This is a genomic window from Candidatus Protochlamydia naegleriophila (assembly GCF_001499655.1).
GTDB classification, from domain to species: domain Bacteria; phylum Chlamydiota; class Chlamydiia; order Chlamydiales; family Parachlamydiaceae; genus Protochlamydia; species Protochlamydia naegleriophila.
Genome location: NZ_LN879502.1, coordinates 2,793,872 through 2,809,809, shown reverse-complemented (window position 1 = coordinate 2,809,809; position 15,938 = coordinate 2,793,872). Strand labels below are relative to the sequence as shown.

The following is a 15,938-nucleotide window of genomic DNA, read 5'->3' as shown; positions in this document are numbered from 1 at the left end:
TTAACCTGAAGTTCGGATTATTACAATCGATAAAGGAAATCATATCATGTGGACAGAGACAATGCCCATACATAGACAGGGAAGTACGACAGGATATTCTGAAAGTGCGATCTATTTAGATGATCAGATCAATTTAATTGCAGTCATGGTCGGAATAGAAGCCAGGCGTTGTTTCACGAGTCTTTCGCAAGAAGAAGCAAGGTATTTGGAAAGCTTTTTCAAAGATGAATTCGAGGCTGTGGATCAATGGATTACAAAGCATGCGTTGGAGCCTATTTCAATGCGTACAGTACATAGAAATAGGGAATTGAGCGTTCTTTATCAGTCTTATAAACCCTCTCAAGGTAAATTGGCATCGCTAAAGGAGTTTATTAGCATATCGCCGCATTGTGCTGTTGTGGATGATGACCTATGCAAAGATTCTTTCAATCGAATCATAGCCGCACACATTGTTGAGGTTGATTCTAAACTGGCGGGAATCAAGCGAGAGCGTGCATCTCAGCGAATGAGCAGTGAGAGTCGCGTAGAATTTAGAATAGTGGCAATTTCTAACCAGACTTGGCTTCATTTGAATCAAAAAGTGGAAGGGGGCTGTAATCATCTGTCCGCTTCTTTAATAAGCCTGCCACAACAAGGCTGTTGTTCTATTCAGTAAGCTTAGGGTCGTAAGTTTGCCTTTTCCCACAGTTTCTAAAAGTTGCTGTGGGTTAAACAATCTGTCGGTCTAAAGGCTTCTGGCGATTGATTGGAAGGATCATTATGTCGTAGTTGTCGTAAAAATAGTAAAACTGCCATACTATTTTTATTCCTCCATGCCTAAATAGCTCAGTTGGTAGAGCAGCGCATTCGTAATGCGAAGGTCGCGGGTTCGACTCCTGTTTTAGGCAATTCTTTTTCCTTTCCACGTCTATTTCTAAACAGCTTCTTTGTTTCGTACCAGCAATCGGTGCGGTATTATGTCAGAAGTTTGTCAGGATTTCACTCCTTTTTTAGATTAGCATGAAGTTTAAATACGGCCTTTTTGCAATTTTTCCAAAAAAGCCTTCATTTTCTCTTCGTGACCTTCTGCTTTTGCCCAACGTTTGATGTCACTAAGATCAATGGGATGATCATTGGCTACTAAAAGAGCTTGCTGAAGAGCCTGCTCGTCGTTCCAATGAAAGAAAGAAGAAAGGCGGTCCTTAACACAATCGGTTGGTGTAAGTAGTTGTAAAGACCCTGCAGGTGTTTTTAAAGTTTCGAAGCGTCGAATGGGTTCATTGCCAATTGCTATAGGTGGATTTACAAAATCGATAAGATAAGGACAATCCTCATGAGCAAAGCATCGTCCTGTTCTTTTAAAACCGAGTTTAGCGAGCGCCTTTTCAATCTGTTTTAATTCTTCATAGGTGACAAAATCTAAATCATAGGATTGATAGCGATTTTGGCTATAAATAGAGACGCAAGCGCCGCCAACTAAAACGGCATCAATCCCATTATTTTTCAAAATCTCATAGATGAAGCAAGCCAAGTCTTTGATGTTGGTATTAGCAAATTCCATATGTTTATAAAGGTTTTCCAGTTTTGCGAGGTCGTTTTCTTTTTGTGATTTGATAGCAATTTTCTTGAATATGCGAAGGAAGAAATTCGTATGTTTTCTTTGCCAGAGCCTGAATTTCTGGTAGAAAGGGATAACGGGGATTCCACTGAAACACGCGTGTCCGTCCTTCTAAAAAGCTGACAAGAAGACCCCCTTCTTCTAGTTTTCGCAATGTCTTCTGAATAGGATCGAGAGAAGTTTCAAAGGCACGGCTGAGTTCAGTGGCATTGGCTTTTCCATGTAAAAAAAGATACATGAGAATTTTTTCCACATTTTTATTAGCAAAGAGATACTCAAGCATAGTTAAACCTATTTAATCGGTTATATAACCGATCATATAGGTGCTTGTCAAGAACTTTTTCTATGCCTCATTTTTAAAAAAATTATGGGATTAAGAGCTCTATTTTTGCAGTAATTTTTATTTTATTAATGACAAATACCATGACATTTTATTTTTATGATTACTTATAAATGATCCATAACATGTTTTAGAAAGCATAACTAGTCTGTAGAGAATCGGATTATATATGCGAATCATTGTATAAATTGAACTGGTTTGCTACCATGCTCATTCATTTAAAATCGAATAATAAAAAACACCTTGTCGATTTAGTAGAAACCAGGTTTATGTTTTATGCTCCTCTTTCTTGTCAGGAACTACACAGAATTAAAATAGAAAATATTGAGAGTAATTCATTGATCTTTAAAGAAATGCATTTTAATTTCCCTGAATCTTTTATTGAACTAGCACGCTCTGTAAAAGCGCCTTCAGATACTTTAATGACAAAAAATGAGAAGCAATTATATAAATCGATTTTAAATTTATCAAATTTATGCGGTTTAAAGAAAGTTATCACACCAACTTATATCAAAAAGGGGTTGCAGGCTATATGCTTATTTTATGCATTTTCACCTGAACAACTACCTAAACGTTAATTTCTATCTGATTTCTTGACAGTGAGGTCGGTAAGTTCAAAAGGGGAAAGAGCATTAAGCGCTTCCGTTAATGCTTCGATATCCCCTTCTCTAATGAGACTATTAATAGATGGATAAAATATCTTCTCCATTTTAGAACGTCCGAATGATCCCAATGACAACACTTTGAGCACCTAAATGGCGAATGTCTGGATCATAAGCATTATCTGGAACATCAAAATAAGCATGTCTGGCATTTGTTCCTACATAGGATATAAAGGCGTTGAACCAATCAAACTCTTGAGTTAACGTGGCTCGCCAATCTGTATAACTTAAATGCTCATAATTTCTAACAGTTTGATGTCCCACATGCAAAAGCAATGAAAGCTTACCACCCTTTAGACAAAACCTAGGCCAGCATACCTTTTTATAAAGATCAAAAGTGGCATTAGCTTCAATATAATTTGATCCCTTGGAACTACCATTTGGTCTGTCCGCACGGTTTTTTTCCCAATTAAAGGGTGGGTTATCTGAACAAATGCCAAAATAATTTGTTAAAGTTTGCCAGTACTTGACGCTTAACCATTTGTAAGAGAGCTCAATGTAAAATTCAGCCGTGTTGTAAGGCACATTCTCTTTGGCATGTGTTTTTCCGCCTGGATAGTAATAATAGATAGCTCCAAAGTTATAGGTAAAATCAGGAGCAGAACAAGGGAAAAATTTACCCTTATAACCGCCATAAAAATCCCATTCCATACTTGTATTGTTATAAAAATGGGTAGTTCCGTCGACGTTAGAAGCCCATGTTCCCAAGTAGACGCCGCTTGTATGAGAATAGTCAAAACCACCTTGAATGGCAGGGCGTCTCATCGTTTGAGAAATCCCTCGAAAACGATAATCAGAAACTAGACTGACGTTGCCTGTAAAAGTGTGAGGAGATTTAGGCTTTTCCTCCTCTTTCTTTTCTTCTTTCTTGTCAGATTCGTCTTTCTTCTCTCCCTCTTTTTTCTCTTCTGCCTGCTTGCCATTTTTTTCTTCTACAGCATCTTTAGCAGGTGTCGATTTCTTATCTTGATTGCTTGTACTGTTTTGATTTGGGTAATAGTAGCTTTGATAATTATTATTATAATGGTCATATTCTTGAGAATGAGCGAAGCCCATTAGCATAACAAGAATGAGTACCACGTATTTTTTCATTTGTTCCTCCAATTAAATAGGCAAGATCAGAGAAAATTCTGTTCCTTTCTCTTCTCGGTTTTTCACTTCAATTTTACGTTGGTGGATATCAACAACGGACTTTACAATTGCCAAACCCAATCCCAGTCCTTTTGACTCACTAGAGACATGGTAAAACTTATCGAATATGAGTGGCGAAACGTCCTCTGGGATTCCTGGCCCTTCGTCAATGACAGACAACCAAAACTCATTTTCTAAAACTTGGACTTTGATGAAAATAGGCGAAGAAGAAGGGGAGTATTCGATAGCGTTTAAAAGAAGGTTATTCAAAGCAAGTTTCAAAAGATTGAAATCAAAAGGAAGAAACATGGGTTGAGAGGGAAGTTTGAGCTTAATTGGATGTCCGTTAACGAAAGGTTTAGTTTCATTAAGGCTATGCTCGATTAGTTCCTTAATCGCATGTTTTTTGCGATCAAAATGGACAAATCCAGACTCAAGCTCAGACATGGCAATGATATTATCTACTGTAAACTTAATATTGGAAATAAACTGCTCCATTTTACTGACAAGTGAGCGAATATGAGGAGAGAGTTCTGCTTGTTGGATTTGATGATTGATTTTGGATATCTCTTTTAGGGGAGTATAAAAACTGCGATTAAGAGAGTGAAAAATAGATTGATGCATTCTCTCAATCTGTCTTGTATAATCTTGCCGACTTACCCTTTCTTCAAAAATATAACGCTCAAGGTAAATGCCAAGCTGCTGAGCAACGGTTTGAATAAAGCTCATTTCTTCCATTGAAAGCGAGCGACCTCTCTTGGGAAAATAGACAAGCACTCCAACGGTTGATTTGGAGAATTTAATAGGAAAGTAAATTCCTTCAGCGGATGGCAAAGTATCTGTGGACCAGCCTCCCACTTTTCCATTTTGAAAGACCCAATCAGCCGCGACTCGCTCTTTTTCTTCTTTTAGAAGAGGAAGCTGGCCATCTATGATGAGTTGATTGTCTGGACTCTTGGTTAAGATATCAAACTTTCCAGAAAACATATTCTCTAGTCGAGAGCAGACATTGAGACGCAAGTATTGCAGATTAGTTGCATTGGCAATATCTCGCTCGATCTCATAAAGACGCTCAGTATTTTCTTCTCGTTTATGCAAAAATTGATCTTGCTCGCGCATCCGACTCGTCATTGTTCCCATGATGGCAGCAACAAAAAAATAAATGATGACTAATGTAATATCCTCTGGATCAGAAATTGTTTGTGTAAAAAGAGGTGGGATGAAAAGCAAATCCCAACAAACTGCACTAAGAACAGCAGCTAAGAAGATAGGGCCTCTGCCGACAAAGAAGCTTAAGATTAAGATACCTAGCAAAAAAATAAAGCCAACAGATTTGTAACCGATCAACGGACTGACGGCCAGACCGACGGCTGTAATGACAATACCAAATGCAATAGCTAAACCATAAGCGCTCCAAGGACTGGTCATCTGGTAAGTGGATACTGCGCGCTGATAAATGTTTGTCAGCTTCTCTTGTCTTAAGATGACAATATCAATATGTTTGTTTTCATTCTCTAAGCGATCAATGAAGCTTCCTTGAAATAAAGTCCAAGGGTTGAATTTTTTTTTAGGTGGACGACCAATCACAATTCGCGTGATATCTCTTTGTCTTGCAATTCTTTGCAGAGCAGCTGCAATGTCCAAATCATGCGTTGTAATGACTTCCGCTCCAAGTTCCCGCGCTAAATTGAAGTGACGATTTAATCTTGCCTGGTCTTGATCGTTTAAACGTACGCCTGTGTCGATATGAACGGCTATCCAAGGCGCGTCTAATTCAAAGCTCAAACGCCTAGCTGCTCGAATAAGCTGCTCGGAGGATGGAGAAGCGCTAATTGCCACCATGAGCCTTTCGCGTGTTTTCCATCCTTTTCCATGCAGCATGCCATGCAAATCGTGATCGACTTTTTCAGCTGTAAAGCGAAGAGCAATTTCGCGAAGAGCCATCAAATTTTCTTCTTGGAAGAAATTTTCAGCTGCAACCCTAGATTGCTCGCCTAAATAGACTTTTCCTTCTTGAAGGCGCCGCAAAAGCTCAGGTGGAGGAATGTCGATCAGCTCAATACTCGTTGCTCTTTCCAAAATGAGATCAGGTACCGTTTCACGAATCTGAATACCAGTTAAGCTTTCAACGATATCTTTGCGGCTTTCGATATGTTGGACATTTAAAGTAGTATAGACATCAATGCCAGCATCTAAAATCTCAATGACATCTTGCCAGCGTTTTGGATGTTTAGAGCCTGGCATATTTGTATGCGCCAGCTCATCAACTAAGACAAGTTCAGGTTTTGTATCAATGATCGTCTCTAAATCAAGCTCTTCAAAGACGGTATCTTTGTATTTGACCCATTTCTCAGGAATAATGGGAAGACCTTCAAGCAGAGCTTCCGTTTCTTTTCTACCATGTGTATTGATCGTTCCAATGACGACGTTGACGCCTTCTTTTAGCCTTTGCTGGGCCTCTTGTAGCATGGAGTAAGTTTTGCCAACACCCGCCGACATTCCAAAAAAAATTTTAAGTTTACCTAGCTCCTTTTGGCTTTCTTGTTTTTGAATGGCCTTCAAGATTTCATCAGGGCTTAGGCGGTCATCTTCGTCTATCATTTATGCTCATCTAATGCTTGATTCAAATTTAATACATTGACATATCGCTCTCCCAAAAAACCGAGTTGCTTCCCTTCGCTTAAATGGTCAATCAAATTTTTTAAGTCACCTTCATTCATTGAACGCGCCTTTGCGACCCTTGGAATTTGAAAATAGGCAGTCTCTAAATTGATGTGCGGATCAAGCCCGCTTCCTGAGGCGTAAAGAAGCTCGGGTGATGCCTGGTCTCCAACTTTTTGTTTTCTCTCTTGGATTGCTTCTTTAAGCTTTTGACTTGTCGGTCCTAAATTGCTTCCACCAGATGGCTTCATTGGGTCATAATCAACAGCAGAAGGACGGGGCCAAAAATAGCGATCTTCTGTTGTATTTTGCGCAATAAGAGCCGATCCTAGCGTTTGGTTTCCTTTCTGGATTAAACTTCCATTGGCAAGCCTTGCCATGGTTAATTGGGCGACGCCTGTAATGACGAGCGGATAGATAAGTCCTGTCAAAACCGTCATAAAAAGAAAAACTTTAACAGCTGTTTTAAATGCGTTCATGATACCAATCCTATCGCTGTAATGAGTAAATCAATGAGTTTAATGCCGATAAAAGGAGCGATAATTCCGCCAAGACCGTAAACGAGCAGATTATGCCGCAAAGTTTGAGCAGCAGGTTGTGGTCTATAAGGAATGCCTCTTAAGCTAAGGGGAATTAAAGCCACGATAATTAGGGCATTAAAGATCACAGCGCTTAAAATCGCGCGCTCTGGTGAATGCAGTCCCATGATATTCAAAAGATTTAAGGGACCTTTTTGACCAGATAAGGCGTAAAGTGATCCAAAAATTGCGGGAATGATGGCAAAGTATTTGGCAACATCATTGGCAATGCTAAAAGTCGTCAAAGCCCCTCTGGTCATAAGTAATTGTTTGCCAATTTCGACAATATCAAGGAGTTTAGTGGGATTGCTATCGAGGTCTACCATATTACCTGCCTCTCTAGAGGCTTGTGTTCCCGTATTCATGGCAACTCCAACGTCTGCTTGGGCCAACGCTGGGGCGTCATTTGTTCCATCTCCCGTCATCGCAATGAGATGCCCTTTGTTTTGCTCTTCTCGAATACGAGCAAGCTTCATTTCAGGGGTGGCTTGTGCGACGTAGTCATCGACTCCCGCTTCCGCTGCAATCGCACCAGCAGTCAAAGGATTGTCGCCTGTAACCATGAGTGTTTTGATTCCGACTTTTCGCATTTCGGCAAAACGCTCTTTAATGCCCCCTTTAATGACGTCCTTTAGATGAACAACACCCATCACGCGATTGCCTTCGGAAACAAGAAGAGGCGTTCCTCCTTTCTTGGAGATCGGCTCAATTGCAGCATATAACTGCTGAGGAAATGTTCCACCCAAGCTTTCGACGTGTTTTTGAATCGCATCAGCGGCGCCTTTACGAAGAACTCGAATCGTCTGTCCATTCTCATCGAGAAAGTCAATTCCGCTCATTTTTGTTTGAGCCGAAAAAGGAACAAAATGGGTGTTTTTATGATGAAGAACCTCAGCTCTTAAATTAAATTTATTCTTAGCCAGTACAACAATTGAGCGTCCCTCTGGCGTTTCATCTGAAAGAGAAGCAAGTTGGGCAATTTGAGCAAAGTCTTTCTCATTCACATCAGGGACTGGCAAGAACTCGGTTGCCATGCGGTTGCCAAGAGTAATTGTTCCTGTCTTATCTAAAATGAGAAGGTCAATGTCACCTGCAGCTTCTACTGATCGGCCGCTCTTTGCAATGACATTGCGCTGAATCAAGCGATCCATGCCTGCAATTCCAATGGCGCTAAGCAAGGCACTAATCGTAGTGGGAATAAGACAGACGAGCAAGGCAATTAAGACTGGAAGAGTCACTAAGTGAGAAAGGTCTTGTCCCGCCGCTTTACCGCTGTAATCGGCAAAACACTTGACCGACATGACGGTCAGTAAAAAGATAATCGTTAGAGATGAAAGAACAATATTTAAGGCAATTTCATTAGGCGTTTTTTGCCTTTTTGCTCCCTCAATCAAGCTAATCATGCGATCCAAAAAGCTATGGCCTCGTTCTGATGTCACCTCAATCACAATGCGATCGCTTACAACGCGGGTTCCTGCCGTCACAGCACTTCGATCTCCTCCACTTTCGCGAACGACAGGCGCCGATTCTCCCGTAATAGCTGACTCATCGACAGTGGCAATTCCATCAATCACTTCGCCATCAGCTGGGATAATATCTCCTACTTCGCAAACGATTTTATCCCCTTTTCTTAAATCTAAAGCTGAAACTCTAACTTCTTTCCCATTAACCAATTTTTTAGCAAAGCTCTCGGCCTGCGTTTTTCTTAGGGAGGCCGCTTGGGCTTTTCCTCGGCTTTCGGCAATGGCGCTGGCAAAATTAGCAAATAGAACTGTGAACCACAGCCAAAGAGAAATTTGAATATTAAAAGCAGAGGGATTGAAGAATGTAAGAATGGTTGTAAAAATCGCGCCAAGATAGGTCACAAACATGACAGGATTGCGAAATTGAGTTTGAGGATTAAGCTTAGCCAAGGAATCTTGTAGCGCCTCTAATACTAAGTCCGTGCTTAAGATACTTTTTCTTTTATGTTGCATAGGGTTCCTTCCATTAAAACGCTTGGCCGCGTAGCATTAAGATTTGTTCGATGATAGGACCCAAAGAAAGGGCTGGAAAAAACGTCAATGCTGCGACAATAAAAATAACGCTTAGCAGTAAGACGCCAAAAAGAAGTCTATCAGTTGCAAATGTCCCCAATGAAGGAGCAATGGTATGTTTTTGAGCAAGACTTCCAGCCACTGCTAAGCTCGGCACTAAGATAGCCAAGCGGGCTAAGATCATCACAAATCCAAGCACAATATTATAAAAATAGGTGTTGGCATTAAGACCTGCAAAGGCACTTCCGTTATTGCCCGCTGCTGATGAAAAAGCATAAAGAATTTCAGAAAGACCGTGCGGTCCAGCATTAGATAAACTTTCCAAAGCATTAGGTAAGACGCTTGCGATGCCTGCTCCTAAAAGAATAAGGGCACAGGGAGCCAAAATCGCGAGCATGATCCATTGCATCTCTGATTTTTCAATTTTCTTGCCTAGATATTCTGGGGTCCTCCCAACCATTAAACCAGCCAAGAAAACAGTTAATAGAACGAACATCAACATGCCGCATAGTCCAACTCCCACTCCTCCAAAGACGACTTCACCAATCATGATATTGAACATAGCCATACCACCAGCCAAAGGAGAGAGGCTTGAATGCATGCTATTGACAGAGCCATTCGATGTTCCTGTCGTTGAAATAGCCCATAAGATGCTATTAGACGTGCCAAATCGAGTTTCTTTTCCCTCTAAAACGGGATTGACTGCCAAAACTGGATTTGCTGTGTATTCTGATGCTAATGCTATCGTTAAGCCTCCTAGCCATAAAATAAACATGACGGAAAAAATCACCCACCCTTGCCGTCTCGATTTAATCATGAGACCATACATATAAGTTGCAGCAGCTGGAATCACAAGAATGGCAAATGTCTCTAAGAAATTAGATAAAGGGGTTGGATTCTCGAACGGATGAGCACTATTAGCATTAAAGAAGCCACCGCCATTTGTCCCAAACTGTTTAATGGCTATTTGGGAGGCAACAGGACCCATAGGAATTGTTTGATTATCTCCTGCTAAGGTACTAGCAACCACATAACCATGTAGGTTTTGAATCACTCCTTGACTGATCAGAATAAGAGCAAATATTAAGCAGAAGGGAAGAAACAAATAAACGACCGTACGCGTTAAATCGACCCAAAAGTTGCCAATTGTTTGTGAAGACTTTCTACGAATGCCTCGAATTAAGGCCAAGAGAACGGCACTACCTGTCGCTGCACTGACAAAGTTTTGCACTGTAAGCCCAAGCATTTGTGTCAAATAGCTTAAGGTGTTTTCTCCACCGTAAGCTTGCCAATTTGTATTAGTCGTAAAACTCGCAGCCGTATTAAATGCCAAAGCAGGCTCAACGCCTGAAAAGCTTTGAGGGTTTAAAGGAAGCCAACCCTGCAAAAGCTGCAATAAAAATAGAAAACCAAATCCAATCGCATTAAAATAAAGCATGGATTTGGCATAGCTTTTCCATGTCATTTCTTGATTAGGATCGATTTGACAAATGCGATAGGTTAGATTTTCTAGGTAACTTAATAAAGGGATAGACCTCTTTGGATGATCTTCGAAAATTTCTGCCATGTAGCGTCCTAGGAGAGGAACAACTATCAAAAGCAGAAGAATGAAAACGCCTATTTCCATAGCTTATTGTCCTATCAAATTTAAAATTTTTCAGGGTGTAATATAGTGTATGTCAAGTAGATAAGTAAAAACACACAGATCACTCCTGCCAAGATAAATTCACTTTGCATAATGCCCTTAGGTTTAGACGAGTTTTTAAGTTCACTATCTACTCAAATAATTTTTACGTAAATTTATTTAGAAAAATTTAATTCATAATTGTTTATAGTTTTTAAGTGCTCAGTATTAGGATTAAGCAAGGGTAGCTTGTATGTATGATAAAGAAAAATTAAAAGCTTCTGAGATTACCGAATGGATTTAAAGGCGGTAAGGAACTTGTAGGTGAATAGCGATGAGAACCTGTAAGTGCACGCTCTCTTAGCTCTCTTACATCCTCAGCAGTCATCCCTTGTTTAGCTAATCCCAAACTTAATGCCAAAATCCTAAATGCATCCGCACCATGGCTAGCAAAATTATGAAGAGGATTTTCTTTCCAACATCCATTGCGGTCATCCCATTCCCGTTTATAGCTTTCAAGCATTTTAATCCCTTTGGCACATTTTTCCTCGTCAAACCAACAGCGATTAAGAATGTTGCGGACAGCATCAATGCCTTCAGCTACGCTGACTTTAGGTGCTAAAATAAATTCGATTCCATGATTACGAGCAACCTCAATGCGGGTCATTCCTGTGCTATATTCATGCGCACCTGCATCATGTGGCACAAAATGTTTTAAATATGAATAGGGTTTATTTTTGATATATTTAAGGTAATGCGTCAATGCTTCACCACTGTTTTCGTAGTAATCAAGTAAGTGGATTTCTTGGCCACACACTTGAAAAAACCAAATAACTGTTGAATCTCCATAACCTAAATCCCATGCTGTATTAACAGGTACATTCTCATCGTAATAAATTTTACGGATTCGCTTTTCTAGTCTTACTTTAGTTATTAGTGAGCCATAGTAAAGCCCTTCATTGGATACAGCAAAACTTTCATCAGGCGTACTTGGATATTCACGACGCATGTCAAGTCCTTGTGTGACATGCTTTTTTGCATACCAAGCTTTTTGATGTAGACTAAGAGTGATTTTTTCATTATCTTGTAGATGCCTGAAATACTCCTGTAAATCTTGTACAATAGGTATGGTTTCAGGATGAATCTCATAGTCGGGATGCTTCCACCAAGGAAAAAAGAAAAAACGATAATCTAACTTAGATAGAGGATGCTCGCTATCTTTCAAAGCTTGAGCTTGTTTGCACATTTCATAAAAATATCCATCTCTTCCTTCTGCGGTACTTTCAATGATAATGTATTGACCAGGAGCTAATGCATTTAAAGAACCTGTTATAATCTCTCTCGCTTTGTCTGGATATTTCGCACAAATCTTGCCGAATTCACTGATATGCAAATACTGAAGTGTGCTTCCTCGCATGCTTGTACCTACCCGTAAAAGTGAGCCGTTGTTAAATTGAAGTTCTCTTGCATTATCCATGTTAACTGTTCTTAAAGCTTTTAACTCTTCTGGCAAATTTTCATAGGCAAGTTTTACTCGACGAAAAAGCATTTCAGCATCTTCCTTAGTATGGGCAATGATCCCAGCTGAGCAGTTAGAATTAAAGAGACAACGATCAAGAAAGAGCAAGCTCACAAATGTGCTAATTCCAAGTTGTCTAGCCTTTAAAATGATACTGCAATACCAAAGGTTACGATAAAGCTCTTCTTGTGCCCAATTCATTTTAAATAGAATTTTATTACTTTCTTTATCGATAATCCAATAAAGATTGCTAAGACGCCAGTGAGGGTCAAGTATACGCTTCTCTGCCAAACCTAAATTATTGTTCATAGTTAACTAAGTCTTTCGACTCTCCATCAGCTTTTTTTAAAAGAAAGGAAAGGGGATTGGTAGCATCTCCGCTAACTTGAGTTTGTTGTCTATCTGTATTCCACCCATGTGCATTTGCAAGGACAAGCTTAACGATAGAAGCATTATACAAATTCATGAGTCCTCCCTTGATTAAGCGAGCCTCTTGTTGATGCTTAGCTAACTTATACACTCCGTTAAACTTTTGATTTTTTTTAGCCCATTCTGACAATAGATCTGGATCAATATCCTTTTCTAAACAGAAGTCTTTGAACCAAAGATTTTCTGGCTTCTTTAACCATATAAGAAATTCATTAGCTAAATTTTCAATGTCTTCTTGATTGTATTTTTGAGGTCTACCACCAAGTTCACAACCTGGATAAGGTGCATGATTTTTAGGTGCTACCATAAACTATTTCTCCTGTTTTTTAAAATTATCGAAAATCCATTAAATAAGATTTGGTCTATTCTTTTTGCTAAACCTGCTAAAGTTGCTAATTTAATCAAGGAATTTTCAGTAAAATTAGCGCGATTAGCAGGATTAGCGCATACATGGAGTTTATCATTTAATTTCGGGATCTATGGGCCTCACCCACCATACCTCTCGACACATCTTTCCATTTATTAATGTATTAGGAGTAAAGAAGAGATACCGATGTTTTTCCAAAATCCGCATAAACTGACGTGCTTTTTCTGCATTTCTTAGAGCTGGTGGACCATATTGAACGACAAAAGACAAAGGTACATGTCTTTCATGTCCCTCTGCTAATTTGTTTAAAAGCCATTCTAGCAATTCATGGGCCTGTCTCAATTCAGGATTATCATAAGCATAGCCACAAATTCTAAGCGCTTCGTTTAAGTAAAATTCAGTTAAACGAATGCCTTTCTTTAGATAGCTTTCAGTTAAATATTGACTCTCTATATCTTCTAATAACTGTAATGTAGCTCCCAACCTGAGAGCATGTTCTGCTGCTTTACAGGCAAATCCTTTAATAAAACGATAATCCTGTCCTTTCCCTAATTTGGATTCGACTGAATTGTGAAAATCAATCCAAGCATGTTTTGCTTCAAGTGTTAGTCTTAATAAAGGCGGATTAAGTTCATTTTGTGGATAAGGAGGCTCGCCTACAGGTAGTTTTCTATCTAAAATGCTATTCATTTTATCATAGAATTTAATGATTTCAGGTTGTTCGTAGATATTTTCTTCTCTATACAGACGAGTTCCTGCCAGAGTTTCTGGAAAACTAATTAATAATCTTGATATAAGGCCTTGGCCTAGCAGAAGATCTGAATTAATTAAAGTAGGTAAAAGCACTGGTTGTATCATCAGATGTAAGGCAAGACGTCTTCCAAACAACTTTGAAGATCCATCTCCAGAACGAACACGATCTATTGATGATCCATCCCAAAGCGAGGAAAGACCAGCAGCTGTCTTTAAAATATTCTCTTTCCCCATTGAAAATCCGCCAAGAAACTTACCGCCTTCATCTGAGAATAAACCTAAGGCGGGTTGTCCCTTTTGGAAAAGTTTTGTAATCCCTTCTAAGGTAGGTTCACCACAAAGAAAAACTGGTTCAAGCGGGGGCTGTTTAGGAATACCTAACTTTCTGAGTTCATCTTGAAGACAACTTGAATCATTTATTTTTTCAATTTTGTCTTTTCTTTGCTTTTCCCAAATTTTCATTTCATTTTCATATTGTATACATTCTGCTCTGAAGGAAGCATAATGCATTTTTTCCCATTCAACTATAGGTTTTAAAGCTACTCTATCGATACCAGTTTTGCGGTCACCCGTTTCAGCTATTGTCACAAAAAATTCTGATAAGGGAATTATGCGACCGTCAATTAAAACATCGCGATGAGGCATAACCGCTAAATTTGCTGCACTTAGAAAGCTTTGAGCACAAATAGCGTCGGGAGCTTGAATGATTTTCATAGCAACTTTCACAGCTTCTTCAAGAGTTGCCCCCAGAGCATCTACAGGAAAGGGTTGAAAAGATGCTAAATGTCTATTTAAGGGGATAGGTTCGATTTCTGGAGAATTAGATATTTCAAGATACTTTAACAAGTCTAGTGTGGTTTGATTTTTGCAATGACTATGAAAACACTTAAAGCCGTGCGAAAAAAAGCCATTTGAGCCAGGTTCATAATAGCAAGTTCCTTTATCAATAGACGTATGCTGATTTTCCCAGGGACAAGTAATAATGTAACATCCCTGAGGGTTTGATTTTTGCTCCTTTATCATTTTACGATCATTAAGAGCCTGTAGAACCAGATTGTTTTCAAATTGAACTTGTGACTTATGTTCCCTTTGTTTTCGATGTGATAAATCAATGCCCATTTTATCTAAAAATAAAGATCCAGAAATAGGTAAGGCGCCACTTTCTTGGAAGATTTTAGTGAGAAAAGGATCTTTTTTCTGATGAAAAAATCCTGGCAGTCTCATAACGCGAGGAAGGTCTATGACAGCTTTATCTCCGTTATACTGTTTTGCTAAACACTCTTGTATGAATCTGAAATTTTCTAGTGCTAAGTCTTCAATTAACCAATAAGCATGAAATCGTCCAGGACTTGACTCGATAATGATATGTGGGTCAACGGGAGCCCTTAAAATGGGATCTAAAGGCGAGCCATCAAGATCTACGAAACAAGCTCTTACTTTATTAATGTGATCACTCGTTCGGCCTTTGCCATTTGTTTGATTGATAGTAACAAAAACTCCTGCTCCTTGAAGCTGTAGGTCAACGAGCTTGTCAAAATTGTCTTCTAGACTTCCATGAAAAATTTTAGCCAGAGAGTCATAGCTACCTTCAAGTTTTTTATCCGCAAAAGTTTGAAATGTGAAAGATTCTGCATTTTCGTCTAAAAGAGTTAAAAATTTATTTGCGCTCTCGCAAGAAATTAGATCTTTTTGTACAATGGTTTTAGCGTTAATTTTTTTGGTCGAGGCTTCGGGGCCTCGTCCAATTCCTTCTTCTTTATCCATTCTGTCCCTCCATCCATTTGTGGAATTTTTCGATATGAATGTAAAAGCGGCCGTTTACCATTGAAAGGAAAGCCTCAGCTCCGTTTTCTTTGCGCCTAGCCACGACATTTCGCATAGTTCCTTGTGTTGGATAATCAAAATGATCTTTCCACTTGGTTAAAGGAACTACAATGAGTTCCTTTCGTGATTCTTTCATAGATAACCTCATTCAATTTGTTTCACTTTTTATTGTTTTAATGTGTGTGCAAAAGGACTTTTCCTTTTGTTACAAACCATTATTAAACAGGTTTTGCATGTTAATCAATTTTTTGAACTGTTAGTTTTTCTGCAAAATTCTCCCTATCCATAGTCATTGTTTAAAATGGCTTTGATAGCTAATTGTGAAAGCAAAAGAAGGAATATTAGAAGACAAGAAATGTCAGGAATTTTGTCAAAGTGCAAAGATGTTAGAATCAGTTTAATTCAGAACGAATGAGC

General features: G+C 39.1%; 14 protein-coding genes and 1 tRNA gene. 3 read left to right on the top strand and 12 right to left on the bottom strand.

Annotated elements, in window-relative coordinates:
* Positions 1-46 precede the first annotated feature (46 nt).
* Both PNK_RS11895 and PNK_RS11890 read left to right on the top strand, forming a co-directional pair.
* Positions 47-655 carry a hypothetical protein gene (locus PNK_RS11895; RefSeq protein ID WP_059062244.1) on the top strand — a complete coding sequence of 203 codons (609 nt, stop codon included), beginning with the start codon at positions 47-49 and terminating at the stop codon, positions 653-655.
* Between the two features lie 159 nt (positions 656-814).
* Positions 815-887 (top strand) — tRNA-Thr (locus PNK_RS11890).
* Positions 888-1,006: 119 nt separating this feature from the next.
* On the opposite strand, the gene PNK_RS11885 is transcribed toward PNK_RS11890, so the two are convergent.
* The gene (locus PNK_RS11885) at positions 1,007-1,540 is read right to left on the bottom strand and encodes a nucleotidyltransferase (RefSeq protein WP_059062241.1); all 534 of its coding nucleotides are present in this window, start codon (positions 1,538-1,540) and stop codon (positions 1,007-1,009) included.
* A gap of 4 nt (positions 1,541-1,544) precedes the next feature.
* Entirely contained in the window at positions 1,545-1,880 is a 336-nt protein-coding gene (locus PNK_RS11880; RefSeq protein WP_059062239.1) for a winged helix-turn-helix domain-containing protein, read from the bottom strand.
* 263 nt (positions 1,881-2,143) lie between these two features.
* On the opposite strand from PNK_RS11880, the gene PNK_RS11875 reads away from it, so the two are divergent.
* Positions 2,144-2,515: a hypothetical protein gene (locus PNK_RS11875; protein WP_059062237.1), complete on the top strand. Its 372-nt coding sequence runs from the start codon at positions 2,144-2,146 to the stop codon at positions 2,513-2,515.
* Positions 2,516-2,647: 132 nt separating this feature from the next.
* On the opposite strand, the gene PNK_RS11870 is transcribed toward PNK_RS11875, so the two are convergent.
* The 10 genes from PNK_RS11870 to PNK_RS11830 all read right to left on the bottom strand — a co-directional run bounded on the left by PNK_RS11870 (position 2,648) and on the right by PNK_RS11830 (position 15,657).
* On the bottom strand, positions 2,648-3,691 hold the full coding sequence (locus PNK_RS11870) for a TorF family putative porin (RefSeq protein WP_059062236.1): 1,044 nt from the start codon (positions 3,689-3,691) through the stop codon (positions 2,648-2,650).
* Positions 3,692-3,703: 12 nt separating this feature from the next.
* Entirely contained in the window at positions 3,704-6,331 is a 2,628-nt protein-coding gene (locus PNK_RS11865) for a sensor histidine kinase (RefSeq protein WP_079992924.1), read from the bottom strand.
* Positions 6,328-6,873, bottom strand: coding sequence for a potassium-transporting ATPase subunit KdpC (gene kdpC / locus PNK_RS11860; RefSeq protein ID WP_059062233.1), 546 nt, complete (start codon positions 6,871-6,873; stop codon positions 6,328-6,330). Before kdpC ends, PNK_RS11865 begins: the two co-directional genes overlap by 4 nt.
* The gene (kdpB, locus tag PNK_RS11855) at positions 6,867-8,945 is read right to left on the bottom strand and encodes a potassium-transporting ATPase subunit KdpB (RefSeq protein ID WP_059062231.1); all 2,079 of its coding nucleotides are present in this window, start codon (positions 8,943-8,945) and stop codon (positions 6,867-6,869) included. Before kdpB ends, kdpC begins: the two co-directional genes overlap by 7 nt.
* Positions 8,946-8,958: 13 nt before the next feature.
* Positions 8,959-10,632: a potassium-transporting ATPase subunit KdpA gene (kdpA, locus tag PNK_RS11850; protein WP_059062230.1), complete on the bottom strand. Its 1,674-nt coding sequence runs from the start codon at positions 10,630-10,632 to the stop codon at positions 8,959-8,961.
* A gap of 20 nt (positions 10,633-10,652) precedes the next feature.
* Entirely contained in the window at positions 10,653-10,742 is a 90-nt protein-coding gene (gene kdpF, locus PNK_RS14060; protein ID WP_079992923.1) for a K(+)-transporting ATPase subunit F, read from the bottom strand.
* A 158-nt stretch (positions 10,743-10,900) separates the two neighbouring features.
* On the bottom strand, positions 10,901-12,457 hold the full coding sequence (locus PNK_RS11845; RefSeq protein WP_059062228.1) for a terminase large subunit: 1,557 nt from the start codon (positions 12,455-12,457) through the stop codon (positions 10,901-10,903).
* On the bottom strand, positions 12,447-12,884 hold the full coding sequence (locus PNK_RS11840; protein ID WP_059062226.1) for a terminase small subunit: 438 nt from the start codon (positions 12,882-12,884) through the stop codon (positions 12,447-12,449). Before PNK_RS11840 ends, PNK_RS11845 begins: the two co-directional genes overlap by 11 nt.
* A 153-nt stretch (positions 12,885-13,037) precedes the next feature.
* The gene (locus tag PNK_RS11835) at positions 13,038-15,461 is read right to left on the bottom strand and encodes a DUF3987 domain-containing protein (protein WP_059062224.1); all 2,424 of its coding nucleotides are present in this window, start codon (positions 15,459-15,461) and stop codon (positions 13,038-13,040) included.
* The gene (locus PNK_RS11830) at positions 15,454-15,657 is read right to left on the bottom strand and encodes a hypothetical protein (protein ID WP_059062223.1); all 204 of its coding nucleotides are present in this window, start codon (positions 15,655-15,657) and stop codon (positions 15,454-15,456) included. Before PNK_RS11830 ends, PNK_RS11835 begins: the two co-directional genes overlap by 8 nt.
* Positions 15,658-15,938 lie beyond the last annotated feature (281 nt).

What these genes read in the sequence shown, in the direction of transcription:
- PNK_RS11895 (WP_059062244.1), top strand. Translation starts at nt 47, where the DNA reads ATGTGGACAGAGACAATGCCCATACATAGACAGGGAAGTACGACAGGA.
- PNK_RS11885 (WP_059062241.1), bottom strand. Translation starts at nt 1,540, where the DNA reads ATGGAATTTGCTAATACCAACATCAAAGACTTGGCTTGCTTCATCTAT.
- PNK_RS11880 (WP_059062239.1), bottom strand. Translation starts at nt 1,880, where the DNA reads ATGCTTGAGTATCTCTTTGCTAATAAAAATGTGGAAAAAATTCTCATG.
- PNK_RS11875 (WP_059062237.1), top strand. Translation starts at nt 2,144, where the DNA reads ATGCTCATTCATTTAAAATCGAATAATAAAAAACACCTTGTCGATTTA.
- PNK_RS11870 (WP_059062236.1), bottom strand. Translation starts at nt 3,691, where the DNA reads ATGAAAAAATACGTGGTACTCATTCTTGTTATGCTAATGGGCTTCGCT.
- PNK_RS11865 (WP_079992924.1), bottom strand. Translation starts at nt 6,331, where the DNA reads ATGATAGACGAAGATGACCGCCTAAGCCCTGATGAAATCTTGAAGGCC.
- kdpB (WP_059062231.1), bottom strand. Translation starts at nt 8,945, where the DNA reads ATGCAACATAAAAGAAAAAGTATCTTAAGCACGGACTTAGTATTAGAG.
- kdpA (WP_059062230.1), bottom strand. Translation starts at nt 10,632, where the DNA reads ATGGAAATAGGCGTTTTCATTCTTCTGCTTTTGATAGTTGTTCCTCTC.
- kdpF (WP_079992923.1), bottom strand. Translation starts at nt 10,742, where the DNA reads ATGCAAAGTGAATTTATCTTGGCAGGAGTGATCTGTGTGTTTTTACTT.
- PNK_RS11845 (WP_059062228.1), bottom strand. Translation starts at nt 12,457, where the DNA reads ATGAACAATAATTTAGGTTTGGCAGAGAAGCGTATACTTGACCCTCAC.
- PNK_RS11840 (WP_059062226.1), bottom strand. Translation starts at nt 12,884, where the DNA reads ATGGTAGCACCTAAAAATCATGCACCTTATCCAGGTTGTGAACTTGGT.
- PNK_RS11835 (WP_059062224.1), bottom strand. Translation starts at nt 15,461, where the DNA reads ATGGATAAAGAAGAAGGAATTGGACGAGGCCCCGAAGCCTCGACCAAA.
- PNK_RS11830 (WP_059062223.1), bottom strand. Translation starts at nt 15,657, where the DNA reads ATGAAAGAATCACGAAAGGAACTCATTGTAGTTCCTTTAACCAAGTGG.